Genomic DNA, 24,974 nt, shown 5'->3' on the forward strand with positions numbered 1-24,974 from the left:
CCGTGGCTGCTCGATGGGTACAGGGTAAGGGCAAAACCAGGGCGGGACTTTTCGTTAGCCCACGGGACGTATGCGCTTTTTTTTGTCCTCCATGGGTAAGTTGCGTTTTTTTCTGTGCACGGCGCTCACGTCTCTGGCGGTGCTGCCAGGGCCTCCTCGGTGAATACGATCAGGCCCAGTTCGGGCCGGTAACCATGGATCTCCTTGACGTCGAGCGCCTGCAGGAAATGCAGGATCTCCTCGCTGATCACTTGCCCCGGCACCAGCACCGGGAAGCCCGGCGGATAGGGAATCACGAAGCTCGCCGAGACCACGTCACGGCCGGCACGCATCTCGGCCTGGAGTTCGCCGTTGTCGAAGCGCAGGTACTCGGTGTTCTCCTCGTCGTAGCTTAGGAAGTAGGCGCGGCGAATGTCGCCCTCGGGCGTCTCGCTGCACTGGCGGAAGGCGTCGTGGAAGCGACTGAAGTCGGGCAGCGGTGGCAATTCACGAGTCAGCGAATGAACCCGGCGCTCGATGATCTTGCGCTCGGGGCGGCTGCTCTCCTCCCAGCGGTACTCGAACTCCTTGGCCAGCTTGATCAGCACGTCGAGCAGATAGGCAATGGAACCTCGGGTGGTACCGATGTTGGTCATGAACAGCACGGTATTGCGCGAGGTCTTGTTGATCTGGATGCCGTACTTGTTCATCAGGTACTCGTTCTTGAACGCATCGCCATCCACGCCGGTATTGCCGATGGCGATGGTCACCCGGGTGGGATCGACCACGAACTCGTCCCGTGCCCAGGCCTCCTCCATCTGGTTCCAGCCGGTTACCGGGTCGTAGTAGGACTCGACTCCCGACTCGCGGTACTCGGCGGGCACCATGTCGATGTTCTTGAGCACGCGGAAGTACTTCTGCAGCAGCGGATGGGTGTAGAGCTGTTCGCGCAGCGACAGCGCCGCCTCCACCTGGGCGTGGACCAGCTCGAACCCTTCCATCTCGGCCTGCATGCGCCCCACGTCCAGCGAGGCGAGGATCTGGTAGTTGGGCGAGGTCGAGGTGTGGGTCATGTAGGCCTCGTGGAACGGGGCCTCGACGCGCTGGCGGAACTCCTGGTCGTAGACGTGGATCATCGAGCCCTGACGCAGCGAGGTCAGGGTCTTGTGGGTGGAGTGGGTGGCATAGGTGCGAATACGCACCGTATCCGGGTCGGGCAGCAGCCGCTGTTCGAGCCAGGTAGCATCGTCATCGGGGTCGAGCGCGTCGAATGCCTCCTTCCACGCCGCATACTCCTCGCGGTAGGCCTCGCTACGGTAGCGGTCGCGCAGGGTGCGGGCAGCATGCATGGCGGTGCGCGGTCGGTAGGTGGGGTTGAAGGTGGCGAAGGCGAACCACGCCTCGTCCCACAGGAACACCAGGTCGGGCTTGATCGCCAGGCACTCCTCCATCATCCGGCGCACGTTGTAGACCACGCCGTCGAAGGTGCAATTGGTCAGCAGCAGCATCTTGACCCGGTCGAGTTCGCCTGCACGCTTGTAGGCGAGCAAAGTCTTCTTGATTTCGCGCAGCGGCACCGCGCCATACATGGAGTAGTCGTTGAGCGGATAGGAATCCAAATAGTTGACGTGGGCGCCGGCCAGTACCATGCCGTAGTGGTGCGACTTGTGGCAGTCGCGGTCGATCAGCACGATGTCGCGCGGCTTGATCAGCGCCTGCACCACGATCTTGTTGGCAGTGGACGTGCCGTTGGTGACGAAGTAGCTCTGGCGCGCGCCGAAGGCCCGGGCGGCGTACTCCTGGGCCTTCTTGATCGGTCCATAGGGCTGCAGCAGCGAGTCGAGCCCACCGGAGGTCGCCGAGGTCTCGGCGAGGAAGATGTTGATGCCGTAGAAGTCGATCATGTGGCCCGCCCAGTGCGAGCGGGTTACCGACTTGCCCCGCGAGATGGGCATCGCATGGAATACCCCGGTGGGCTTCTTGCTGTATTCGCGCAGGGCATCGAAGAACGGCGTGCGGTAGCGGCTGTCGATGGCCCGCAGGATGGTGTGATGCTGCTCGATGTAGTCGGTTTCGCGGTAGAAGATGCGGTTGAAGTGGCGAATGTCGCGACTCGCCGTGGCCTCCACGTCGCCGCTGGTGACCAGGAACTGGTCGATCTCGGGGCGCAGTTCATGGATCATCGAACTGAGCAGAATGCTGCGCTCCGCCTCCGACTGGTGCTCCAGCTCCTGCTCCGAGAGTCCCTCCAGGTAATTGCGCAGGGCGCTGAGGTTGTACTTGGACTTGTAGGGAAACTCGTAGCGGATCAAGCAGGCCTGGATGTTGGGATTGACCAGCACCGCGATCAGCGCGTCCTCGAAGCTGCGCACCGTGACCACGTCGTAGACGAAGCGGTCCTCCGGCCGGCGCAGGCTGTGGAACGCCTCGCGCACCACCTCCTCTTCCTGGGCCGAGAGGTTGTCGACTATCAGCAGCTCGAAGTAGGGCTGCGCCGAACTGTTGGAGGCCGGGTGGCCGTGGCGCAGCTGCGCCAGAGCGTCGAGGGTCTCGAGATCCTCGGCGTCGGCATCGGTCTCGCTGAGATCGACGTGACGCCGCCGGTAGGATTCACTGATCAGCGCCCGCACCAGGCGCTTGACCACCTTCTCCAGCAGCACGTACTCCTCGCGGTCGAACAGCGACCAGAGATGGCGAAAGTCCTCCTTGGAGGGAAAGGCATGATAATCCTCGATGATCTCGAGCCGCGTCAGCTTGACGTCGATCGCCTTGACCAGGTTGCGCACACGGCTCTCGTCGCTGAGCCGCACCAGTTGCCCCAGGTCGCGCTTCAGCGCGTTCCAGGTATCGGCGCGAAGCTGGGAGATCTTGTGATAGAAGCCCAGCGCAGTATAGGGCGTTTCGGTATGGCTGCTCTCGTGCATGGCGACACCCCTTCTATCGTTGTTCATTGTCGTTCTTCCAGCGTCGGCTCGCGGCCGCCCACACCGGCTATCTGGGGCCGTAACGAACCCTCAGTTGCCTTTCGGGGAAGTGCTCGAAGGACAGGTCGAGGGTCTCGCCCGGCCAGCGATAGCTCACCCGTCCCGTCACCGGCCAGTAGGCCGCGGTATAGATGGTCCCCAGCCCTCGCGTATAGTCGCGGCGGAACAGCGGGGGTGCGGCAAAAGCCTCGAGCAGGCGCGCCTCGGTGGTGGCCTCGTCATCCACCAGGATTGATAGCTGGCGCTCGCGGATCAGGGTCTCCGAAGCCAGTGCGTGGGCGTACCACTCGATCCTCTTCTGATGGTTGGTGGCCACCGGCACCCGGCGGATGCTGGCCCGACGATCGGGGGCGATCATCGCCGTGACGTAGCGCCCTGCGGCGTCGGTCAGGGTGATGTTGTAGGCCATGTGGGTGGGCACACGGGCCAGCACCTCGGCGGCATGGGGTACGTCATCGCAGAACTCCAGCAGGTAGCGCAGGATGATGGGGGCGCCGAAGCCTTCGCCTACCGCCTTGCGCCCGCCGAAGGCCAGCGATACGGCGAGGCCATGCTCGTTCATGCCGTCCAGCACCCCCCACAGGCAATCAGTCATGGCGATCACGCCGCGCCCGTTCCAGCGGGTATGCAGGACGGTGCCCTCGCACAGTTCCGGCGGGTAGTCGTAGTTGCGTGCCAGCAGGGGCGCGCCGGGACGTGCCAGTACCGCCTGGGAACAGCCGGTGATGTAGGGCGGCGGCTGGTAGAGGCTGAGAAAGCGCGCCGCCAGGTCGCCCCCGCCGGCCAGTTCGCAAAGAGCCCGGTAAGTCTCGAGCAACTCCGGCATGTGCCGGCGCAGGGCGTTGTAGCAGCTCAGGTAAGCCGGCCGTTCACGCTCGCCCTCGGCCAGGTACCATGCCTCGTAGGCCGGCCAGTGGTAGTCGAACAGCGACTGCCACTTGGGCCCCGGCAACGCCTCCTGCAGGGTACGGAATACCAGCGTTTTCTCCATTTCCACCTGCCGCGCCTCGTAATGCCCTGCTACCCCGATGTTCACAGGATCTTGAAATTGCCGCCGCCGATGGCGTGGGTCACGGCGACCTCCTCTACCGCCGGGTCCTGCAGCGGCTGGCCGGCGTATTCGCCGCGAATGCCCTCGATCCAGGCCTTGGCACGCTCGGTAAGCTGGAAATCGTCATCCATCAGGCGGCCGCGAGTGATCAAAATGCCCAGGTCGGCGCCTTCGTAGCGAAAATCGCCCGGCCCGCTGATGCGCAGGAAGAAGGCTTCACGCTCATTCTCTGCGGCATGGGGGTGGTAACTGTAGTGGTCGTAGCCGATCTTGCCATCCTCGGCCATACGCCAGACACCGGTGCGCGGCGCCTGGGTCAGCAGGTCGACGCTTTCGTCGGTGTGCTTGATCACCAGTTGGCTCCAGCTGTCGACGCTCTCGGGATGCGACCAGCGCTCGTTGATCTCCTCGATGTCCAGCTCGAAGTCGACCTCCGAGAATTCCAGTAGGTGAAAGAGGAACAGCGGGATATCGGAGTGGGCGAAGGCCGCCACGTTGGTCAGCGAACTGGCGCCGGTGACGCGAGGGTTGAGCTCGCCCAGGTAAACCTCGCCGTTGTCCATGTCGATGAGGAAGTCGAGCTCGAAGTAGCCGCGATAGCCCTCCTCGCGCAGCGCCTCGCCGAACTTGAAGGTGTACTCGCGCGCCTTGTCGCGGACCTCCTGGCTGAAGGCGCCGGCGAACATTTCGTTGCCGCACCAGCCGCCCTTGTAGGGTGTCAGCGACTTGAAGCCGACCAGTTCGGTCATCAGCGGACCGACCACGGTGCCGCAGCGGGTGGCACAGGCCTCGATCGCCGAGCCGCGGCAGTTGATGCGCTTCATGATCTTGACCTCGGGTTCGGCCTCGATCTCCTCGGCATGCTTGTAGTAGTCGTCCTCGCTGGCGATGAAGAAGGTGGTGTGCCCGGAGTCGCCGTAGGCAGTCTGCACCACCAGGTCGTCGCCCAGTTCCTTGCTGACCTCGAGCAGCTCCCGGTAGCTGCCGACCTTGGCCAGCACGTTGGGCACGCTGGGCACCCCGGCCTTGTTGCCGATACGCACCGTCTCGATCTTGTTGTCCATGCGGCTGCGCAGCGCCGCCGGCGGGAAGGCGACGCGCAGGCCAAGCTGCCGGCAGATCTCCTCGGTGTGCTCATCGAACATCAGGAAGGCGGCCACCCCGGCGTTTTCGCCATCGGCGCGCGACTGGATGAAGTCGATGACCTCCTTGTGCTCGAGCAGGTAGTTGTTGATGTCCTCGATACTCTCGAAGTCGCGCGGGAACTTCTCCTTGGGCACGAAGACGTTGCGCTGCTGACCGTCGAAGCAGTCGATGTAGTTGATGTGGCGAAAGCTACCCACCCAGTCACCGATGCCGAGCAGGTTGAAGTTGGTGGCGGAAATAAAGTAGACCGGCTCCTTGTTGTTGCGGAAATGGCGACGCACATCGGCAATGCTGGTGATCTTGTTCATTGTTGTCGCTCCATCGATGGCGGAAGGGGTGGCAGCGGCGCGCCTCGGGCGAGCCGCTGACGGGAGGGAGCCCCGAGGCCGGAAGAATCGTTGCATCAAGCGAATCAGGAACTCCCGCATGGCGGCCTCCTAGTGGTCAATACTCCTCGATATCGGTGCGCTGCGGTTTGGCCAGCGGCCCCAGACCGGCCAGGAACGGCGTGGGCCCCTGCTCGAAGCGGTAGACGGAGAAGTCCACTTGGCGGTCGCGAAAGCTCTTGAGCGGCTGCCCCAGGCCACGCAGGCCGGTTTCGCGCTCGCGCCGCACACGGCTGAAATCCACCTCGATGGGCATGATCTCCTCGCCGGAGCCAGCCTGGTGGATGACATCCCCCGAAGGCCCCACCACGATCGAGCGGCCATTGCCGATGGCACCCGCGCCGTTGATGTCGAAGAAGTAGCACTGATTGACCGCGGCGTTGGTCCGGGCGATGGAGAGTTCGATGTCGCGGTCGATGGTATCGGTCATGGTCGGGTGGAGGATGACCTCGGCACCCATCGCTGCGAGCGTCCGGGTAGTCTCGGGAAACCACATGTCGTAGCAGATCGACACGCCGAAGCGGCCGACGTTGGGTACGTCGAACAGCACGAACTCGCTGCCGCTCTCCACGCCCGCCTCGTAGGGGCGAAAGGGAAACATCTTGCGATAGCGCGCCACTACCTGGCCGCTTGGGTCGATCACCGACAGGGTGTTGTAGATACCGTGCTCGGTGCGCTCGAACATCGAACCGGGAATCAGCCAGATACGGTACTGCTCGGCAAGCTGGCAGAAGAATTGCTCGACATGGCTCGGCAGCGGGTGGGCATGGTGCGGCGAGGCACCCAACGCCATCAGCTCGCTGAACAGGACCATCTGCACCTGGGGGAAGCGGCTCATCAGCACGTCGACCCGGTGGCGCATGGCCTCGGTATTGTCACCGTGATGCAGGGCCTGCATCTGCACCCCGGCGATGGTGAAGTAGGACATGGGCATCTCTCTGCGTCAGGCGATCTCGTCTCAGGGCGCTAATCAACTCGTCCGGCACCACGATGACGTGCCGGAAGATCGCCCGGCCAGGTGAACTCCTGTTCACCCTCGCCTTTAGCTTATGCCATGGATGCCGCCGGCGTATCAACGTTGAGTTCGCGTTGGCTGCCTTGCAGCGCCCGCCTTAGGGGCCTTCCACCGCAGCCAGCGGCATATGCCTCCCTTCACAAGGGTTGCACCACTGGCGCCAAGCTTCTGCCTATGTCGATGGGGGTTTCTGTCGCCTCACGACTGCGAGCGAATCGCCTGCGTCGGCTCGCTCCGTCACGTACGACATGGCTGCCATTCGTGTACGTCAAACAGGAATGTTTCTGTAAGACATTAGCCATAAACGTGTAAGCCAAACCGACCTGCACAGGTCAGGGGGCACAATCCCCCCACCCCGTTGCGGAGCAGCAAGGCGAAATGTCGCTATCTGCCGGCATTCTCAGGCGCGCAAAGGTGCCTGACATCGGCGCTCGGCGCCCACATCGGGGTGGCGTTTCCGCCTCCCTGAAACACAACGTTACGATTTGACACCGAATCGAAAGCCCCCTAAATAAGCCGCTCTCCAGGTGACCGTTCATTCGTCTTTAAAGGAAAGGAAGCATGAGTTCCTCGCAGTTCGACAAGCTGATTCAGGAATCCGAAGAGAAGGTCAGGGACTCACGGGCCAAGATCGCCGCCGTCACTTCGCGTATGGAGACGGCACGCAACAAGATCGAAGCGGGCGAAGATGCCAGCATCGATATCGAGAACGCGACCCTCGACGACGTTCAAGCGCATGCCGAGCTGATGAACGCCAATATCGCCGAACTCATCATGGGACTGGATGACACCACGGCGGCCTTCTCGAAAGACTTCGACGACATGCGTGGCAAGACCGGCTGGGAGAGCTTCGTCAGCTTGTTCAGCAAAGGCAAATCGGAGTCGATGCGCCAGGAGCGCATTCGCACCGCCAACATCGATGACAAGCTGCAGGATCTGATCTCGAAATCCGACGTGATCGTCAAGCTGCTGCAGGAACAGCTCGAAGCGCTGGAGGAACAGCGTGAGAGAGTGCAGCAGAACCTGGCAGCGACCCTGGATGACAGGGAGGCGACGGTACACGAGCTGGAAGCCGTGCGCGCCGACATCCTGGCGCTGGACCCCAGGATCGTCGAGCTCGAGAACCGCATTGCCGTCGAACAGGATGCCGCCGGCAGGGCCAAGCTGGAAACCGAGCTGGCCGAGGTCAACGAGACGTACAACGCCATGGTCCAGGAGGAGCAGGTCAAGATCGCCAAGTCGCAGACCCTGGAGCGCTATGTCGAGAAGGGCAAGACCTGGGTCGACAGCCTGCAGAACCAGGCGGCAACGCAGATGGTGCTGATCAACAAGCTGCAGACCGACACCCAGCAGCGCGTGGTGCTCTACGATGCCCTGACCAAGTCGCTCAAGACGGCCCAGCAGCAGGAAGTCGCCCATCGCATCAATGAAATCGGGGTAGAAACCGACAAGGAAGCCCAGACCGCCATGGCGGCGATCGGCACCGCAACCAATCAGCGCATGGCCGATATGCTCGAAGCCCATGAAGGTCACATGGTGTATTCCCGCGACGTACTCGAGAAGAAGGCCAAGGCGGACGAGCGCTTTGCCCGTCGATTCTCTGCCATCGTCGAGAAGCACGACAAGAACCTCTACGGCGGCTGATAGCCGGCACTCCAAACCGCGCCCCTACAGGCAACGACTCCCGACCCCTGGCGGCGCCCGCACCGGTGGTCGGGCTTCATGAACGTCCGGGGAGTCAGAGCGGCCCGCTGCAACCGGAGAGAGACATCGATGACGGATCCTAGTCTGGAGCATGGCGAACTGACCGATCCCTTTGCCTCGCGACGCTATTTCCGCAAATTCAAGCAGATCCTCCAGCACCTGAGACGAGTCGCCGCCGCCATGCATTCGGAGGGCCGGCTCGACAAGGTCGAGGTGAGGTTACTGACTCGCTACCTGGCACAGCTCAACTACAGCTTCCAGGCACTGAGCATGAAGTATCTCTTGGCCGGACAGGAGGGTGGGCGCCTGTCCCACAGCCTGAAGGTGGACAGGAGCGACAGTGGTTTCCCGCTGGCGCTGGAGCTGCTGCATATGGCAAACGATGCCCAGCAAGCCCAGAAACATCTGTCCCATCTACCCTCCGCCGGCAAGCTCAAGGAGCAGATGGTTCGCGCCATCCTCAGCGAGCGCAAGACGCCGACTCGGCTGCAACATGCCCTGTCCCAACGGCTCTATTACGAGGAGCTGCTCAAGGGCGAGCTGTTCTGGGCCCAGAATCACCCTGAGTGCGAATGGCTCGGCAATACCGGCGCGGGCCGTCGCCGGTTCATGCTCCATTGGGCCGCCTACGACAGCCAGATCAATCTGCCGGTGATCTATCTGGCCGACGTCGAGGACAGCGGCAAGACCGCCCTGCCCCAGGATCTCGTTCGCTGGCTGGACGTGCAGGAGCACCTGATGGCCCAGTCCCTGGCCGGCTTGAAGCTGCTCACCATTGCCCGCGGTTTCGATGAGGATTTTCACTGCCTGCATCCCAAGCGACTGCTGCGCTTCCACGTGGGGCCGATGTATTCCTCGGCCTATACCGAGCAAGCCGGCCCGCTGCGCCGCGTGCTGGAGGACGCCCGTGCCGGCGAAGGACAGGATTGGGTGCTGGCCTGGACCATGGAAGCGCTGGAAAGCGAGGACGTTCGCGACGAGAGAGTCGGCTGGTTCAACAAGGTGGAGCGCGAGGTCTTCGCCCTGGATCCCTTCGGCGGACGCGGGGCCGACACCGGCGCCACTCGAACCGAGCGGGCGATCATCCTGCCCCAGCGCCCCTTTCAGGCGCTGGCCGAGCTCGCTCCGCCCGGCTTCTCGGACGTGCATAAGTTCGTGGTCAACCCCAACGGACAGGTATTGAGCTATTGAGCTTGCGTGAAGGCCAAGCAAGCCGGTGATACGACAAGGGGCAGGATCGCCCCGAAGTGAGGATGCCATGAGTTTTACCAGCGATCAGATGGAGCTTCGTGAAGAGGAGATCCGCAAGCATTACGTTGCCGCCACGGCCATGCTGGAAGGGATCGACCATACCCCGCGCATTGCCAGGCCACAGGTCGATGCCGCGGATCCGGAGCGTTCCCCGGGAGTTGGTCGCACCCGCCGCTTTCGTTCCACCACGCCGGGGCTGGTGACTCGCACCACGGCCCGCCCAGAGGGCGTTCACCTGCGCGCCCGGGTCGAGGCAGCAGACGATGACGACCCGCTGATGACGCCTCTGCAGGCCACCGCCTTGCACCTGCTGCGTCGGGCACTTGCCACTGCCCTGGCAATGGGCGAAACCTACTCCGTGGGTTCGGGCCTGGCCGAGCTGAAGCGGGCCAATCTGTCCGGCACCCTGGACACCGCCCGCAAGGCCGAATTCACGCAGCTTCTGGCCGCCGAAGCCTTGACCGTGCTGCATGTCTTCGCCAACGCCACCGCCTTCCTGCTGGCGCCCCATGCCGGGGAAGTTCAGGTCGAAATCGGCGAGGTCGAGGAAGTGCTGACCGACAACGCCCAGCTTGCGCTGCATGGGGCGCTATGGGAGCTGGACCAGAAGCTGGCGCTGCATGCCGCTGACGATGCCAGGCTGATCGCGACCCTTTCCGCTTTCGCCGAACAGGCCATGGAGAAGGTCGCTCTACGCGCCCAGAACGCGCCTCGGCTGGCGCCCTTCACCGACGCCGCCTGGCGCGTCGAGGCCGACGACCTGACCCTGCGCGGCTTCGAGCCGGCGACCAAGGCGAGATCCACCACCTTCACCATGGCGTTCAAGAAACCCCACGAGGTGGTCGGCAACCACATCGCCAAGTACCAGGCGCTGCGCCTGGCCAAGATGCTGATGGCCTATGACTTCGACCGCCGCCTTAACCCTTTCGCCGACATGGGCGGGTTCATCTTCACCTTCATGGGCGACGGCAAGCCGGGAACGGGCAAGACCACCCTGATCCAGATGATGGCGGGCCTGCTGCACGACTATTGTCAGGTGGCCGGATACCCCTTTCGCTACCAGAACTTCGGCATCGACAACATCGACAGCTATCAGGGCAAGTCGGGCCAGAACGCCAAGGCTTTCATCGATGCCGTGATGGACCCCGGTGTGATCGGCTTCGGCACCGTGGACGATATCGACCAGATCGCCGGCAAGCGCGGCGACCGCCAGTCGTCTGCCGGCCAGCAGGAAGTCACCGCCGTGCTCATGGATGCCTTCGCCGGGGCCAACACCCTGGTCCGGGGCAACTGCACCTTCGGCATGTTCTCCAACTACCCCGAGAACGTCGACGACGCGCTGCGCCAGCGCTCGGGCGCCCGCTTCCTGGTGGATGGACCCCAGACCCGGGAGGACTATATCGACGTGCTGCACCTGTTGCTGGGCAGCAATCACCAGATTGCCCTGGGCGAGCACGATCTGTATGCCGCGCAGGAAATCAGGCAAGCCGTGGCCCGCTCCTTCGAGTCCCACAATCGCCCGCAGGAGGAGGCCTTGCTGGCAGTGTTCGACCGCGTGCACTCCCGAATCGGCGAACTCGACACCATTGCCAAGCTCGGCACCTACCTGAAGGCGATCCAGGAAACCGACGAGCGCTTCACCGGTCGCGCGATCAAGAACATCACCGATGCGGTAAAGGTACGCTCGATGGATTTCGAGCTGCCCGACGAGTGGATGGAGAACCCTGAACTGTTCCTGTTCCAGGATTACGACACCAAGGCGGCCATGATCGCCGAGCTGAGAGTCCCCATTACCACCGAAATGGTACTCCAGGAGATCAACCGCTACGCCGACAGCGAGTTCCGCTATGCCGGCAAGTCGGACGAGGCAGCGATCGAGGCCATGGTACGCGACCTCGGCCGCCAGGCGGAGGCCAAGCGCCGCTACCTGGAGGAGCGCACGGCATGAAGCGCCTGATCGAGAAGGGCCTGATGTTCGGCAATCTCTTTGCCGTCGACTCACCGGCCCTGGTCGAGCGTTACAACCGAGCCCTGCGACACCTGACGGGCTTGGCTACCGCCTTGACCGAGTTTCACCTCGACATCTCCGGCTACTCGCCCGAGATCGGCGACGAGCTCGACGATCACCACTACCTGAATCACGGCGGCGTGAATCGACAGTTCATCCTGCTCTCGACCGAGCAGAGGCACTGCCCTCTGCTCAATGCCGAATTCTCCACCAGCCGCGACATCCTGCGCCGTTTCATCGAGGCCAACGAGCAGCAGCTTTTCGCCCTCACGGCCACGGACGCGGTGGCCGGCGAGCTGGAGAACTCGGTGCTCGCGGTGTCTACCCCCGAGCACCTGTTCGATATCCGGCGTATCGTCGTCGAAGCCGACACGACCGCCGGCACCCTCGCCCACGCGGAGCGCCTGGAGGCGCTGATCGAGCGCTTCATGGGCGAGGAAGACGCCTGGCTCGACGAAGCCCTGATCGGCGAAATGGTGGAGACGGCCAAGCTTACCGGCGACATCACGCGCAATCCGGTGCGCCTGCGGCATGTGGCGTTCGAGCAGAAGAATTTCTGGACGGCGCATTTCGGCGGGCTCTACCTGTTCCAGGACGTCAAGCGCTCGGCCCTCATCGCCAGCACCAGCAAGCCGGTGGGAAGACTGCCCCTCAACGCCAACCTCAGCCTCGGCGACCGCAAGGGGATCGCCAGATTCCTCAGGGACAACCAGCTCGCCGAGCCCATCGTCAAGCGTCACGGGGCCGACGAGGTCGCGATCCTGCGCCAGAAGATGGACTTCATCATCGCCGACGCCCTGGCCAACGATAGCGTTGACCTTACCGACCTGTCGCGCTCCGACATGCGCCGCCTCGCCGCCCGCTACGCCGATAGCCTTCCCAAGGAGTACGAGGGCCTCGCCGCCATGGTCCGCTGGGCCGAGACGCGAGGGGCAAGGCCCAAGATCGGCCTGGAGCACCCGAGCTATTTCTACCTGCTGCGGGCCACGGACAGCCCTGACCGGGATCTGGTCAACATGCTCCTGGCCGAGCTGACGGTGCTGGACGTTCGTCAACTGTTCATCTGCCACAAGGAGGCGTTCTACCGTCACTACCGTACCTGGCCCGAGACCAAGAAAGCCTATGTGGCTGATTTGCTGGCGCGGGAATACGCCATGGACAAGGCCGGGGCTCGCGCCTACCTGTTCGGCGACGAACCCGACATGAACGGTGGCGTCCCCACGACCGGCCTTGGTGCGAGAGCCGGGATCCGCGACGACGCCCTGGGCCAGGACACGCAATTCGCATGATAGGCAGGCCTGGTCGAAACCCTGACAGCGTCGCGCGAGGATTCCGCTAGATGTTCGCCTTCCTGCGGCTCGTGCTTACCTTCGTCGTCATCCTGGCACTGCTCTACGCTGCGCTCTCGCTGCATATGCGCCTGCGCTACCGCGCCAGGCTCAGGCGTCACCTGGACGCGCAACATGCAGACGGCGACCGGGCCTTGTTGTTTCGGGAAGGCATGCAGCGATACGACCGCTCCTTCCAGCGCAAGCTGACCCACCTGGCCTATGTCCTGCCGCCGAGCGCCATCCTGCTCATCATCTACGTCATCAACTTCCTGTGAGGGACCCGCGATGGTCTACGTGAAATGGTTGTTCTGGATCATGTTATTGGCCCTCCTCGGTGCCTTCCTCCACTACAGCCTGCCCCAGTACGATGTCGTGCGCATCGTCAATACCTACGAGAAGCGCCAGGATCTCGACGACTGGACGCGCATTTTCTGGGCGGATCCGGACGAGCAGTCCAGGCGACTGGTCAATCGTGACGTGCAGTTCATCCAGGCTGTGCGTCCCGATGGCCGCACCATCGTCTACCGCAACGAAGACACCGGCTGGGGCTGGCCGCCCTACTTCAAGTTCGACACCGCCAACCTCTATACCGAAGCCAGCGATCTCGTCTCCACCAAGGCCGACCCGAAGTGGGTCGCCATCATGCACTTCGGCTGGCGCAACATCTTCCTGTCGATCTTTCCCAATGCCATTTCCATCACGCCGGTGGAAGGGCCCGAGGACAAGCCCTTCAATTGGTTCACCAGCGTCTTCCTGGTCGGGATGGCCCTATTCGCAGGCTACGTCTACTTGCGCTGGCGCCGGTTTCGTCGCAACCGGCTCGATCCCGTGCTGGAAGGTGTCGAGGAAGGCCTGAATGCCGCCAGCGGCGCCATCTCGGCAAGGCGGAGCCGCCTCCAGGCCTGGCTCGACACCTGGAAGGCGAAGAAGTAGGCGATCGATGAAAAAGGGGCGGCGCTACGGCGCCGCCCCATGGGCTTGGGCGAGGAGACTGCCGGCGCCGGGCTTGGCCCAGCGCAAGCGTTAGAACGCCTGGACGTCGCCCCGCCCCAGGCCGGGAGAGGGACGCTTGACCGTCTTGGTCACGATGTAGGTGAAATAGCGCTCGATGCCGGCGTCGGAGGTCAGCCAGTCGTCGATCAGCCGCTGGTAGGCGTCCACGGAATCGGCCTCGACCTTGAGCAGGTAGTCGACCCCGCCGCCCACCGCCACGCACTCGGTGACCTCGGGGGTCTCGTGGACCAGCGCTTCGAAGCAGGCAAAGCTTTCGGCATTATGCTGCTTGAGTTCGATCTGCACCCATACCGGGGTGCGCTTGACCAACGCCTGGGGGTTGAGTCGGGCACTGTAGCCCTCGATGATGCCTGCCTTCTCCAGCCGCCGAACCCGCTCCCAGCACGGGCTGACCGAGAGGTTGATCGCCTCGGCCAGCCTCGACTTGGTGATGCGTCCGTCGCGGGACAGGATCTCGAGTATCTTCAGGTCATAGCGATCAAGTTTCATCGTTTTCTCGTTTCATTCAATCGGACGCTGCCAGATCGCCTTCAGCCCAGCGAATCCACGACCTCGGCGATCACCGCAATGGTGTCGCCCATGTTGACCAGGGCCGGGAAACGCCGCGCGGCCAGAATGCCGTCGCGGCCCGCTCGGTACTCCACCGGGGCACTGCCGCTGCGCGTCATGTCGTAGATGCGGGCGATGACCTGCCCCTTCTCCACCCTGTCGCCCAGCGCCAGGGTCAGCTCGAGCAGGCCACTGTGCTCGCTCTGCACGTAGCAACTGGCATCGGGCATATCGAGGAAGACCTGAGGCTCGTCGGGCATCGCGACTTCGCCTTCGATGAGCCCGAAGTGAATCAGGAAGTTGCGCACGCCTCGTTCGGTAATGGCCAGGCTTTCGGGCGTCGAGGTGCCGCCTCCGCCCAGCTCGGTGGCGACGAATACCTTGCCCTGGCTCTCCACCGCAGTATCGAACAGCGCCGCCGCGTCGAGCTCGAACATCATCATGGCATAGGGTGCGCCGAAGGCCTTGGCCCCCTCCAGCGCCTGGCGCTGCTGCTCGGGGTCGTCGAGCACGTGGGAGGCTCCGAAGGGAATGATGTCCAGGGTGCGCCCACCGGAGTGCAGGTCGAGTACCACGTCGCACATCGGTACCAGGCCACGGGTGAAGTAGTCGGCAATCTTCTCGGTCACCGTACCGTCGGGGTCGCCGGGAAAGCTGCGGTTGAGATTGCCGCCATCCATCGGCGAGGTGCGCTTGCCGGCCATGGCCGCCGGCACGTTCATCATCGGCACGATTATCACGCGCCCATGCACCTCCTCGGCGCTCAGCTCACTGGTGAGCTTCATCAACGCGGTGATGCCCTCGTACTCGTCGCCGTGGTTGCCGCCGGTGAGCAGCGCCGTGGGGCCCTCGCCGTTCTTGACCACGGTGACCGGAATCATCACCGCCCCCCAGGCCGACTCGTCGGTGGAGATCGGCAGCTTGAGGAAGCCGTGCTGGACGCCGTCGGCATCGAAATCCACGGTGGCGCTGATCGGGCTGGGTCGTTTGGTCATGTTCCTGGAACTCCTTGTACTATGGGCAACTGCTCGGGGCTACTCCGGCAACAAACCTATTTCCTTCCTGGACTTGTCCCCGGCGCCCCTCGCTACAGCAGCTGTCGCTTGTTACTCATCGCACAAACAGCTGGCGCGGGAAGCTGGCCAGCGATTCGCAACCGGTTTCGGTGATCAATATGCTCTCGGTAATCTCGAGCCCCCACTCGTCCTGCCACATACCCGGCATGAAATGGAAAGTCATGCCGGGCTCGAGAATGGTCTCGTCCGAGGGACGCAGGCTCATGGTGCGCTCGCCCCAGTCGGGCGGATAGCTGATACCGATGGGGTAGCCGCAGCGTGCCCCGCCGCGGTCGAAGCCGTACTTGTCCATCGCGGCACCCAGCGCCATGGCGATATCGGCCGTGCGATTGCCCGGCTTGGCGACGGCCAGACCGTTCTCGATCCCCTCGAGCAGCGCCGACTCGGCGCGCACGAACTCCGCCGGCGGCCGACCCAGAAACACGGTGCGCGACATGGGCGCGTGGTAGCGCTTGTAGACGCCGGCAATCTCGAAGAAAGTGCCTTCGCCCTCGAGGAAGGGCGTGTCGTCCCAGGTCAGGTGCGGCGCGGCAGCATCCTTGCCGGTGGGCAGCATGGGCACGATGGCAGGATAGTCGCCGCCGTGAACCCGGCCCTGCGGGTCGACCCAGCCCTCGATGCCGACCCGGTAGATCTCGGAGACCAGCTTGCTCTTCGGCAGCCCCGGCTCGATCACCTCGAGGATGCGCGAGTGCATGCCCTCGACGATCTTGCCGGCCACACGCATGTAGGCAATCTCCTGGGGCGACTTGATCGCGCGACACCAGTTGACCAGTGAGTTGGCATCCATGAAGCGCGCATGGGGCAGCTCGCGCAGCAGGCTCTGGTAGGCCTTGGCCGAAAAATAGTAGTTGTCCATCTCCAGCCCCACGACCCCTTCGTGCCAGCCGCGATCGGGCATGATCGACTGCGCCAGGTAGTCCATCGGATGCATGTCCGGATTCTGGACGTAGTAGTCAGGGTAGTAGGTGATGTTATCGGGATCGATCCAGCAGGTGCGCAGCGCCCCATTGGCATCCATGCGCCGTCCGTACCACACCGGCTCTCCCTCCAGCCCAACCAGCACGCACTGGTGTACGTAGAAGGACCAGCCATCGTAACCGGTCAACCAGGCCATGTTGGAGGGATCGCTGATCACCAGCACGTCGATTCCGCGGCTGGCCATTTCGGCACGCACCTTCCATAGCCGGCTTGCGTATTCTTCACGAGTGAAGGACAGGGATACCTGAGTCATGAGGCCACTCGCCATCGAATCACCAAGAGCCAGCCATCTCCAAGGGGAGAAGGCCGGGCCAAAGGGGTAGTCGGTCATTCGTCGGTCGGGAAAGAGGACCGTTGCCGTAGATTGTCATGAATCACTCTAATGAAAAGCATGACAATTCCAGGCCAATGCCGCTAAGCTGATAGTAGCACTCCCCCTTGGCTGGCGGTCAAAGGCTTTATTGAATCATGACAATTGATCTAACTCCGTACCTGACGGAGAAAGGCCCCAAGTATCTCGCCATCGCACGAGCGCTCTCTGAAGCGGTGCGTCAAGGCGAGCTCGCCCCCGGCACCCGCCTGCCGCCTCACCGTCAGCTCGCCGAGAACCTGGGAGTCAGCGTACAGACCGTGTCGCGGGCCTATGCCCAGGCCGAGAAGATGGGCCTGGTACAGGCCAGGATCGGCAGCGGCACTTGGATCAATGCGCTGGACGATGCGCGGGAGTCGGCTTACCTGCGTGGGCACGAGGCACGCCAGGAGAGCCCCCTCATCGACCTGTCGATCGCTCACCCGGTGTGCACGCCGAGCCACCATCTGCGCTTCCGCCAGGTGCTCGCGGAACTGGCCGAGCAGGCCAGCCCCGAGGTGATCACCGCCTGCCGGCCGATTGCCGGACTCGCGCATCAGCGCGAGCGCGCCAGCCACTGGCTGCACTCCCGCCTGCACGTCCCCGGCGACCTCGACGACCGGATCCTCTGCAACGGCGCCGCCCATGGCCTGATGCTGGCGATCTCGAGCGTGGTGCAGCATGGCGACCTCGTGCTGACCGAGGCGCTGACCGATCACGGCCTGATCGCCTTGTCGCGCACCCTGGGCTTCCAGCTTCGCGGCATCGCCATCGATCACGAGGGCATCGTGCCCGAGGCCCTGGACCTGGCCTGCCAGCGCTTCAAGCCGCGCGCGCTCTACCTGACACCGACTCAGCTCAATCCTACCGGGGCGACCATGAGCGAGGCGCGCCGGGACGCCGTGGCCGAGGTCCTGGCCCGTCATCGGGTATGGTTGATCGAGGACGACGTGCACGCCCTGCTGGAAGCGCCGGGCTTCACGCCGGTGACGGCGCGCATCCCACAATTGAGCTTTCATGTCACCAGCCTGACCAAGGTGACCGTGCCGGGCCTGCGCGCCGGCTATCTCACCGTGCCGCGCGGCCAGCTGCATCACGTGCTGCCTCGCATGCGCGCCACGACCTGGATGGCCACCTCGCTGGTGTTCGAAATCGCCGATCGCTGGCTGGCCGACGGCACCGTCGAAGCCATGGCCGGCGAGCAGCGCCGACTGCTCGGCGAACGTCAGCAACTCATTCGCCATCGGCTCGGTCACCATGCCCTGGAGTCGCGCCCCACCAGCCTGCATGTGTGGGTATCGCTGCCTGACGCCTGGCGCGCCGAAGAGTTGCAGCAACAGGCCGAGCAGGAGGGGCTGGCAATCACCACCGCGGTACCGTTCATGGTCGAGCGAACCCCGCCGCCACGGCGCATCCGCGTCAGCATCGGAGCCGAACAGGACTTCGCCCGCTTCGAGGAGGGGGTCAAGCGCCTGGGCGTGCTGCTCGACGAGGCACCGCCGCCCATGATGCAGATCGTCTACTGAGCGATCCGGGATCGAAAGCCAAATGGATCGCAAGAGAGGAACCAACATGCGCATACTGCTGCACATCGACGACATCGAGGCCTGGCGCGACGCGCTGGCCGAACGCCTGCCCGAGGCCGAGATCGTCACCGCCGACGACCCCGCCGAACGGCGCCGTAACGCCGACTACCTGGCGGTGTGGAAACCATCGGAGACGCTGCTCGCCGAGCAGACCCGTGCCCGCGGCATCGTCAACCTGGGGGCCGGCGTCGATGCCCTGCTCAACAATCCCGCCCTCCCCCGGGACGTGCCCATCGTCAAGCTGCGCGATGCCGGCATGAGTGAACTGATCGGCGACTACGTACGCTATGGCGTCCTGCATTTCCAGCGCGACTTCGACCGCTATCGTCGTCGGCAGGCCCAGCGGATGTGGCATGAGTATCCTCTCGTGGACAAGCGCGACTGGCCGGTCGGTGTGCTGGGTCTCGGTGCCATCGGCGCCAAGGTGGCTGCCATGGTCGCCGCCGACGGCTTTCCCGTGCACGGCTGGAGCCGCTCGCCCAAGTCGCTCGATGGAATCACCTGCCATCACGGCGACGCAGGCCTCGCCGAACTGCTCGGCCGGGTGCGAACCCTGGTGCTGCTGCTGCCGGGCACGCGCTCGACCCGACATATCGTCGATGCCGAGGCACTGAGCGCCCTGCCCGAGGGTGCCAGCCTGATCAACCCCGGTCGCGGCAGCCTGATCGATGAAGTGGCGCTGCTCGACGCCCTGGGGGAAGGCGAGTCCGAAGGCCGGCTGCGCGGGGCGCTGCTCGACGCCTTTGCCGAGGAACCCCTGCCTACCGACAGTCCGCTATGGTGCCATCCGCGCATCTGGGTGACGCCGCACATGGCCGGCCCCACACCGCTGGGCGAAGCCGTCGACCAGGTGGTCGAGGCGATCCGCGCCCTCGAGGCCGGCGACGAGGTGGAAACGGTCGACCCCGAAGCGGGCTACTGACGGGTTCGGCCTATGGCAGATAGCGCAGCGGCGGGCCTCGGCCCGCCGCTGTTCTCCACTACCGTCGCCATTTCTCAGGCCGGCTGCGGCAGGCGCCTGACCTCCCGGCAGTTGAGTACCGCGACGTCCACGATGTCGTCCCGCTCATGCTCCAAGGCCGCGCTGACGCGGAAACGCGCGATCAACCGAGCCATCTCGCCGGCCTGATCGTCGAGCGAGCGGCTGGAGGTCGCCACCTGCTCGACCAGTGCCGCGTTCTGCTGCGTGGTGGCCTCCAGTTGGCTGACCGCCTGGTTGATCTGCTCGATGCCCGCAGACTGCTCGATGCCGGCCGATGAGATCTCTGCCACCAGGTCGGCCACCCGACGAACGTCGCGAGAAATTGCCATCAGCGCTTCCGAAGTCTGCCCCACCAGCCCATTGCCGGTTGCCACTCGCTGGGACGTGTTGTCGATCAGTTGACGAATCCGTTCGGCCTCCTCCGCACTGCGGCTGGCCAGCTTGCGCACCTCGCCAGCCACCACGGCGAAACCTCGGCCGTGCTCGCCGGCGCGCGCTGCTTCCACCGATGCGTTGAGCGCCAGCAGGTTGGTCTGGAAGGCGATACCGTCGATAGCCTCGACGATGGCGGTGACCTGCCGGTTGGCCTCGAAGATCTGCTGCATGGCCTGGCGCGCCTCTTCGGCAACCCGACTGGCCTGCTCGGCTTGAGTGACGGCCTGCTCGCTCATGGCACTGGCCTGGCGGGCATTGTCGGCCGACTGACGCACGGTAGAGGTCATCTGCTCCATGCTGGTGGCGGTTTCCACCAGCGAGGCGGATTGCTCCTCGGTACGACTCGCCAGGTCCTCGTTGCCCTGCGCGATCTCGCTGCTGGCCGAGCCGACGCCGCGCGCGCCCTGCTGGATCGAGGCCACCAGCGCTTCCATGCTGGCGGTGGAAACGTTGAAGGCGCGGTAGAGCTGGGAGAGTTCATCGGAGCCTGGCTCGGCCAGGCGCTGGGTCAGGTCACCGCCACGCGATTCGATCCGAGCCAGGGCAAGACGCAGCGGCCCTACCATGCTGCGCACCAGAACGATGGAGAGCAGGATGGCCATCACGATGGCCAGCGCCGCCAGTCCGGCGAAAGTGGCTAGTTCCAAACGCGCCTCTGCCGCCAGCGCTGCGGCACGCACCTGCACGGACTCGGCCAGCGCGAGCTCGACCTCGCGCATCCGCTCCAGCTTCCCGGTCTGGGCTTCGAACCAACGCTCGGGCTGGATGCCATAGCCACCTTCGATGCCCTGGCGCATGGCAATCTGGCGCATCATGTACAGTTGGCCATGTGCCTCGTGCTCCGTGGTGGCGGCGCGATAGCGCGTGGCGATGTTCGTATCCGCCTGGACGGTGAAGTTCTCCTCGAACGCCTCCTCCTGGCCCAGCAGGCGCAGGAACCGATAGTAGACGTCGGGTGACATGCGGTTGGCGGCAAAGGCGCTGGCAAGTAGCGCCCGTTCGATGCCGGCACTCTCCTTGATCTCGAGCAGGGCGTAGTAGGCCCCCAGGTGGCGGGACAGTTCCCCGGCGTTACCGAGCCCCCCAAGCCTGCCCACGATCTCGGCCAGTCGCGCATTGATCTCGGTGTAGAAGTCGAGTGCCGACAGGTTGTCGATGGCCAGCTCATCGACCTTGCGACGCATGGCGGCGATCTCGCCCAGCAGCGCCTCGACCTCTTCCTGCCGCTGCGCAATGCCGGCGTCGCCGCTGTCGGCCAGCCCCTCACGGAGGGTGCGGTAACCGGCCAACTGCTCGTCGACCCTGGTGCGTTGGGCCATGAGGCGCTCGCCGAACGTTTCGCCACGGCTGCCTATGAAGCCGACCGAAAGGCCACGCTCGACCTGGAGTTCATGCAGGACGCCCCCCAGTTGGGCCGCCAGCCCGGCAAAGCGGTCGACCTGTTGCATGTCGTCGGTCAGCCGCTGGCGCTCCATGATGCCACCGGTCGCCAGCCAGACGATGACACAAAGCGGAAACGCCAGTGCCAGCATGAATTTGCGTGACACCGGAATACGGTGAAGAAGGTTTTTCATGTTCATGATTCCTGCCGAACTCAGTGATATCGGACGGTCGGGACGTGGCTGGCGTAGCTGAGCCGTTGTAGTTGTGATATCCGTCGGCCTTGTTGCTAATGCGCTGTATCAGCAATCGCGTAACGCTTTTTCGGCCATGGAGAGCGAAGCTTTAGATCGTCTCTTCGGGGTTTTGCCGAATGTTGATCGGGATCACGCTTTCGTTGCCGTGCCCGACTCGCGATAACGATTGAGCGCCGGATAACGGCATCGGGTGGCAAGGCCGATCTGGCCATAGTGGAAACGCACACAGGCGCGGCTTGGCGGCATCAACCGTGAAACAACCGTGCATCGTGGAACCTGCTGGCCTTTGTCGGGCTCACAGCTACTGTCGCCCTTCAGCCCAGCGGTACCCCCGACATGCACCAACCCCTGCGAGCCATCGTGCTTCTGCCCTTTCTCGTCCTGATGCTGGCCGGAAAGGTCGTTGCCACTCCTGCCGCCGTGCCGCAATTCCAAGCCCTGCTGCAGCCGTTCCATGCCAGCTATCGGCTGGAGGTGAAGGGCTGGCCCAATGCCACCATCGAGCATCAGTTGAGCCGTGAGAGCGGTCATTGGCAGAGCCACATGCAGGCCGCCATCGCCGTGGCCCGCGGCAACGAGCGCAGCCGCTTCATTGTCACCCCGGAGGGCGTGCGTTCGGTGAACTACTCGAGCGGCTACTCGCTGTTGGGCGTGGGGGACGACTACCGCCTGGACAGCAGCGAACTGGCCAGGCTGCCCGATCGCCAGGCGGCCCTGGTAGAACTCTCGCGCCGCGCCTTGAACGGTGGCTGTGAGGCGACGCTCTGCCGCCTGGTCTATCTGGATCACCGCGGCCGCGAGGAAGTCCTCGACTACCGCCTACTGGAGCCGGAACGGTTGACTCTCCCCATCGGCGAGTTCGAGGCGGTCAGGATAGAAGTGAACGATCCGGAAAAGCCCGAGAGGTCGATGTTGTTCCATTTCCATCCCCAATACCCGGGGCTATTGCTGGGCGTGGACTACCTTCGTGACGGTGAGCGCAAGAGCCGTCTCACGCTCACCTCGCTGAAAATCGAGCCTCGTTGAACGTGGCCTGAAGACGCTGACACCGGCGCAACGCGCAAAAGCCTGATAAAGTTGGCGGCTTTCGCCGCCATGGGCGGCCTCGGTGAAGGGAATCGCGATGCTTTCCGGGCTTTTGATCGTACTGCTGCCACTGCTGCTCGGCTATCTGGTGCCGGTACGCCACAACGGCGTGATGAACGGCATCAACCGAGGCGTCAACGCATCGGTCTACGTGATTCTACTGCTGATGGGCATCAGCCTGGCAGGTCTCGACGAGCTCGGCCGCGAACTGTCGCACATGGGCAGTCAGGCGCTCAGGCTGTTCGCGGTCATCACTGCCTGTAACCTGGTCGCATTGTGGTGGCTATCGCGACGCCTGGGGCTACGCATGGGTCACTCGCCGGTGGTGGCTAACGCCCCCACGACAAAGCTGGCCGCACTGCTCGGCTCACTGTCGCTGGTCGCCATCGTGGCCGGCGGCGTGCTCCTCGGACTCGCGCTCGCCTGGTTGGGGGGAGACATGATCTTCCTGCATGCCGAGCAGTGGGCCGAATGGGTGCTCTACGCCCTGCTGGCGCTAATCGGCTGCCAGCTGCGCAACTCGGGGATGCCACTGAAGCAGATCCTGCTCAATCGCCACGGTCTGGCGATTGCCTCGGTCCTGGCTGTCAGCTCGCTGGTTGGCGGCCTGCTCGCCGCGCCTCTGCTCTCGTTGCGCTGGCAGGAAGGGCTGGCAATGGCCTCAGGCTTCGGCTGGTACTCGCTTTCGGGCATTCTGGTCGGCGATCGACTCGGTCCGGTGCTCGGTGGGGTGGCCTTCTTCAATGACCTGACCCGCGAACTGCTCGCCTTTCTTCTCATTCCCATGACGATCCACCGCCATGCGCCGCTCGCCATCGGCTATGGCGGTGCCACCTCAATGGACTTCACGCTACCGGTGATCCAGCAGCATGGTGGCGTGGCATGCGTGCCCATGGCCGTGGTCAGCGGTTTCCTTCTCTCGTTGCTGTCGCCGCCGCTGATCCTGTTCTTCCTGTCGCTTTAGGGTGTGTTCGCGGCCTCGGCTATGCTGAGATGAGCTCCATGACGTCGCTCCTTTAGCCAAAAGTCTAGGTTGATCTCGCATCGAAGAAACGGCTAACTGGGCGCCGGACAACTTAATCGTTTAAGTTTCTCCAGAAACCACTCAAACCAGGTCTCGATAACAACAAGCCGACAAGGATTTCCTCATGTTCAAGAAGTCGTTGATCCCGACCCTCGTCGTCGCCGGAGCCGCCAGCCTCAGCCATGCCCAGGCCGCCGACCTGACCATCTCCTGCGGCGCCGTCGGCGCCGAGCTGCAGCTGTGCCAGCAAGGCGTGGAGGCGTGGGAGGAGCAGACCGGTCATAGCGTCGACGTGGTCTCGACGCCCAACTCCTCTACCGAGCGCCTGTCGCTCTACCAGCAGATTCTCTCCGCCAATTCCACCGATATCGACATCATGCAGATCGACGTGGTGTGGCCGGGTCTGCTCGCCAACCACCTGCTCGATCTTCGCGAGGTGCTGGGCGAAGACGTCGGCGAGGGGCATTTCTCCGCCATCATCGAGAACAACACCATCGACGGTCGCCTGGTAGCCATGCCCTGGTTCACCGATGCCGGCGTACTCTACTACCGTGCCGACCTGCTCGAGCAGTACGGCCACGAGCCGCCCCAGACCTGGGAGGAACTCACCGAGATCGCGCGCGAGATCCAGAACGCCGAGCGCGAAGCGGGCAACGACCGCATGCACGGCTTCGTGTTCCAGGGACGCGCCTATGAGGGGCTGACCTGCAACGCCCTGGAGTGGGTGGCCAGCCACGGCGGCGGCACCATCGTCGATGCCGACGGCGAGGTCACCATCGACAACCCGCAAGCGGCCGCGGCTCTCGATCGCGCCGCCACCTGGATCGGCGACATTGCTCCCGACGGCGTGCTCAACTACACCGAGGAGGAGGCCCGCGGCGTGTTCCAGGGCGGCAATGCCGTATTCATGCGCAACTGGCCCTATGCCTGGGCGCTGGCCCAGAGCGACGGCAGCGAGGTGCGCGGCAAGGTCGGCGTGACCCAGTTGCCGCACAGCGGTGAAGGCAGCAGTGCAGCCACCCTGGGCGGCTGGAACCTGGCGGTCTCCAAGTACAGCGAAAACGCTGAGCTCGCCGCCGAGCTGGTGGCCTTCCTCGCCGGCGAGCAGGAGCAGAAGCGACGCGCCATCGAAGGCGCCTACAATCCGACCCTCGAATCGCTCTACCAGGATGAGGAGGTGCTCGAGGCGGTGCCCTTTTTCGGCGAACTCTATGACACCTTCGTCAATGCCGTGGCGCGCCCGTCGGCTCCCACCGGCGACGCTTACGGCCGCGTCAGCAACGCCTTCTTCAGCGCCACCCACGACGTGCTCTCCGGCAACAGGAGCGGCGAGCAGGCGGTGAGCGACCTCGACCGCGAGCTGGCCCGCCTCAAGCGCCGCAACTGGTAACCCCCTGGAG

The 24,974-nt window shown here is 64.0% G+C and carries 19 protein-coding genes; 11 read left to right on the top strand and 8 right to left on the bottom strand.

Translation table 11 applies throughout. The annotated features are described in order from the left end of the window. Positions 1-125: 125 nt before the first annotated feature. The 4 genes from KPL81_RS01590 to KPL81_RS01605 all read right to left on the bottom strand — a co-directional run bounded on the left by KPL81_RS01590 (position 126) and on the right by KPL81_RS01605 (position 6,474). The gene (locus tag KPL81_RS01590) at positions 126-2,930 is read right to left on the bottom strand and encodes an aminotransferase class I/II-fold pyridoxal phosphate-dependent enzyme (RefSeq protein WP_240549004.1); all 2,805 of its coding nucleotides are present in this window, start codon (positions 2,928-2,930) and stop codon (positions 126-128) included. A 40-nt stretch (positions 2,931-2,970) separates the two neighbouring features. Then, a complete protein-coding gene (locus tag KPL81_RS01595; RefSeq protein ID WP_219790798.1) occupies positions 2,971-3,954 on the bottom strand; it encodes a C45 family autoproteolytic acyltransferase/hydrolase in 984 nt (327 codons plus the stop codon). A 41-nt stretch (positions 3,955-3,995) separates the two neighbouring features. After that, positions 3,996-5,468, bottom strand: a complete 1,473-nt coding sequence (locus KPL81_RS01600; RefSeq protein ID WP_209473647.1) for a biotin carboxylase — start codon at positions 5,466-5,468, stop codon at positions 3,996-3,998. 136 nt (positions 5,469-5,604) lie between these two features. Next, positions 5,605-6,474 carry a carbon-nitrogen hydrolase family protein gene (locus KPL81_RS01605; protein ID WP_219790414.1) on the bottom strand — a complete coding sequence of 290 codons (870 nt, stop codon included), beginning with the start codon at positions 6,472-6,474 and terminating at the stop codon, positions 5,605-5,607. A 648-nt stretch (positions 6,475-7,122) separates the two neighbouring features. Here KPL81_RS01605 and KPL81_RS01610 point away from each other — a divergent pair. The 6 genes from KPL81_RS01610 to KPL81_RS01635 all read left to right on the top strand — a co-directional run bounded on the left by KPL81_RS01610 (position 7,123) and on the right by KPL81_RS01635 (position 13,788). Beyond that, a complete protein-coding gene (locus KPL81_RS01610; RefSeq protein ID WP_209473649.1) occupies positions 7,123-8,205 on the top strand; it encodes a coiled-coil domain-containing protein in 1,083 nt (360 codons plus the stop codon). 129 nt (positions 8,206-8,334) lie between these two features. Continuing rightward, the gene (locus tag KPL81_RS01615; protein WP_219790415.1) at positions 8,335-9,456 is read left to right on the top strand and encodes a hypothetical protein; all 1,122 of its coding nucleotides are present in this window, start codon (positions 8,335-8,337) and stop codon (positions 9,454-9,456) included. A gap of 67 nt (positions 9,457-9,523) precedes the next feature. Beyond that, on the top strand, positions 9,524-11,464 hold the full coding sequence (locus KPL81_RS01620; protein ID WP_209473651.1) for an AAA family ATPase: 1,941 nt from the start codon (positions 9,524-9,526) through the stop codon (positions 11,462-11,464). Next, complete coding sequence (locus KPL81_RS01625; protein WP_219790416.1) at positions 11,461-12,813, top strand: DUF6638 family protein; 1,353 nt, start codon at positions 11,461-11,463, stop codon at positions 12,811-12,813. Before KPL81_RS01620 ends, KPL81_RS01625 begins: the two co-directional genes overlap by 4 nt. 50 nt (positions 12,814-12,863) lie before the next feature. Further along, the gene (locus KPL81_RS01630; protein ID WP_219790417.1) at positions 12,864-13,130 is read left to right on the top strand and encodes a hypothetical protein; all 267 of its coding nucleotides are present in this window, start codon (positions 12,864-12,866) and stop codon (positions 13,128-13,130) included. 10 nt (positions 13,131-13,140) lie between these two features. Further along, entirely contained in the window at positions 13,141-13,788 is a 648-nt protein-coding gene (locus KPL81_RS01635) for a DUF1523 family protein (RefSeq protein ID WP_276314012.1), read from the top strand. A 90-nt stretch (positions 13,789-13,878) separates the two neighbouring features. Here the strand turns inward: KPL81_RS01635 and KPL81_RS01640 are convergent, their stop codons facing one another. From KPL81_RS01640 to doeA, 3 genes are all read right to left on the bottom strand, one after another. Further along, positions 13,879-14,358: an Lrp/AsnC family transcriptional regulator gene (locus tag KPL81_RS01640; protein ID WP_209473655.1), complete on the bottom strand. Its 480-nt coding sequence runs from the start codon at positions 14,356-14,358 to the stop codon at positions 13,879-13,881. Positions 14,359-14,399: 41 nt separating this feature from the next. Beyond that, positions 14,400-15,413, bottom strand: a complete 1,014-nt coding sequence (gene doeB, locus KPL81_RS01645; RefSeq protein WP_219790419.1) for a N(2)-acetyl-L-2,4-diaminobutanoate deacetylase DoeB — start codon at positions 15,411-15,413, stop codon at positions 14,400-14,402. A 115-nt stretch (positions 15,414-15,528) separates the two neighbouring features. Further along, positions 15,529-16,728 (bottom strand): ectoine hydrolase DoeA, encoded by a 1,200-nt coding sequence (gene doeA / locus KPL81_RS01650; protein WP_209473657.1) that lies wholly within the window; start codon positions 16,726-16,728, stop codon positions 15,529-15,531. A gap of 215 nt (positions 16,729-16,943) precedes the next feature. Between doeA and ehuR the strand changes: the two genes are divergently transcribed. Beyond that, entirely contained in the window at positions 16,944-18,350 is a 1,407-nt protein-coding gene (gene ehuR, locus KPL81_RS01655) for a MocR-like ectoine utilization transcription factor EhuR (protein WP_219790420.1), read from the top strand. 46 nt (positions 18,351-18,396) lie between these two features. After that, on the top strand, positions 18,397-19,332 hold the full coding sequence (locus tag KPL81_RS01660; protein WP_219790421.1) for a 2-hydroxyacid dehydrogenase: 936 nt from the start codon (positions 18,397-18,399) through the stop codon (positions 19,330-19,332). A 74-nt stretch (positions 19,333-19,406) separates the two neighbouring features. On the opposite strand, the gene KPL81_RS01665 is transcribed toward KPL81_RS01660, so the two are convergent. Next, on the bottom strand, positions 19,407-21,401 hold the full coding sequence (locus KPL81_RS01665; protein WP_240549005.1) for a methyl-accepting chemotaxis protein: 1,995 nt from the start codon (positions 21,399-21,401) through the stop codon (positions 19,407-19,409). A 399-nt stretch (positions 21,402-21,800) separates the two neighbouring features. On the opposite strand from KPL81_RS01665, the gene KPL81_RS01670 reads away from it, so the two are divergent. The 3 genes from KPL81_RS01670 (at position 21,801) to KPL81_RS01680 (ending at position 24,964) form a co-directional block, all read left to right on the top strand. After that, complete coding sequence (locus tag KPL81_RS01670) at positions 21,801-22,490, top strand: hypothetical protein (RefSeq protein ID WP_219790422.1); 690 nt, start codon at positions 21,801-21,803, stop codon at positions 22,488-22,490. A gap of 97 nt (positions 22,491-22,587) precedes the next feature. Next, on the top strand, positions 22,588-23,514 hold the full coding sequence (locus KPL81_RS01675) for a LysO family transporter (protein WP_209473661.1): 927 nt from the start codon (positions 22,588-22,590) through the stop codon (positions 23,512-23,514). A gap of 184 nt (positions 23,515-23,698) precedes the next feature. Further along, positions 23,699-24,964, top strand: coding sequence for an ABC transporter substrate-binding protein (locus KPL81_RS01680; RefSeq protein WP_209473662.1), 1,266 nt, complete (start codon positions 23,699-23,701; stop codon positions 24,962-24,964). Positions 24,965-24,974: the final 10 nt, after the last annotated feature.

The sequence above is a fragment of the Billgrantia antri genome, assembly GCF_019430905.1.
Taxonomy (GTDB): domain Bacteria; phylum Pseudomonadota; class Gammaproteobacteria; order Pseudomonadales; family Halomonadaceae; genus Halomonas; species Halomonas antri.

Coding starts and splice junctions, on each gene's coding strand:
- KPL81_RS01590 (WP_240549004.1), bottom strand. CDS start 2,930: ATGAACAACGATAGAAGGGGTGTCGCCATGCACGAGAGCAGCCATACC.
- KPL81_RS01595 (WP_219790798.1), bottom strand. CDS start 3,954: ATGGAGAAAACGCTGGTATTCCGTACCCTGCAGGAGGCGTTGCCGGGG.
- KPL81_RS01600 (WP_209473647.1), bottom strand. CDS start 5,468: ATGAACAAGATCACCAGCATTGCCGATGTGCGTCGCCATTTCCGCAAC.
- KPL81_RS01605 (WP_219790414.1), bottom strand. CDS start 6,474: ATGTCCTACTTCACCATCGCCGGGGTGCAGATGCAGGCCCTGCATCAC.
- KPL81_RS01610 (WP_209473649.1), top strand. CDS start 7,123: ATGAGTTCCTCGCAGTTCGACAAGCTGATTCAGGAATCCGAAGAGAAG.
- KPL81_RS01615 (WP_219790415.1), top strand. CDS start 8,335: ATGACGGATCCTAGTCTGGAGCATGGCGAACTGACCGATCCCTTTGCC.
- KPL81_RS01620 (WP_209473651.1), top strand. CDS start 9,524: ATGAGTTTTACCAGCGATCAGATGGAGCTTCGTGAAGAGGAGATCCGC.
- KPL81_RS01625 (WP_219790416.1), top strand. CDS start 11,461: ATGAAGCGCCTGATCGAGAAGGGCCTGATGTTCGGCAATCTCTTTGCC.
- KPL81_RS01630 (WP_219790417.1), top strand. CDS start 12,864: ATGTTCGCCTTCCTGCGGCTCGTGCTTACCTTCGTCGTCATCCTGGCA.
- KPL81_RS01635 (WP_276314012.1), top strand. CDS start 13,141: ATGGTCTACGTGAAATGGTTGTTCTGGATCATGTTATTGGCCCTCCTC.
- KPL81_RS01640 (WP_209473655.1), bottom strand. CDS start 14,358: ATGAAACTTGATCGCTATGACCTGAAGATACTCGAGATCCTGTCCCGC.
- doeB (WP_219790419.1), bottom strand. CDS start 15,413: ATGACCAAACGACCCAGCCCGATCAGCGCCACCGTGGATTTCGATGCC.
- doeA (WP_209473657.1), bottom strand. CDS start 16,728: ATGACTCAGGTATCCCTGTCCTTCACTCGTGAAGAATACGCAAGCCGG.
- ehuR (WP_219790420.1), top strand. CDS start 16,944: ATGACAATTGATCTAACTCCGTACCTGACGGAGAAAGGCCCCAAGTAT.
- KPL81_RS01660 (WP_219790421.1), top strand. CDS start 18,397: ATGCGCATACTGCTGCACATCGACGACATCGAGGCCTGGCGCGACGCG.
- KPL81_RS01665 (WP_240549005.1), bottom strand. CDS start 21,401: ATGAAAAACCTTCTTCACCGTATTCCGGTGTCACGCAAATTCATGCTG.
- KPL81_RS01670 (WP_219790422.1), top strand. CDS start 21,801: ATGCACCAACCCCTGCGAGCCATCGTGCTTCTGCCCTTTCTCGTCCTG.
- KPL81_RS01675 (WP_209473661.1), top strand. CDS start 22,588: ATGCTTTCCGGGCTTTTGATCGTACTGCTGCCACTGCTGCTCGGCTAT.
- KPL81_RS01680 (WP_209473662.1), top strand. CDS start 23,699: ATGTTCAAGAAGTCGTTGATCCCGACCCTCGTCGTCGCCGGAGCCGCC.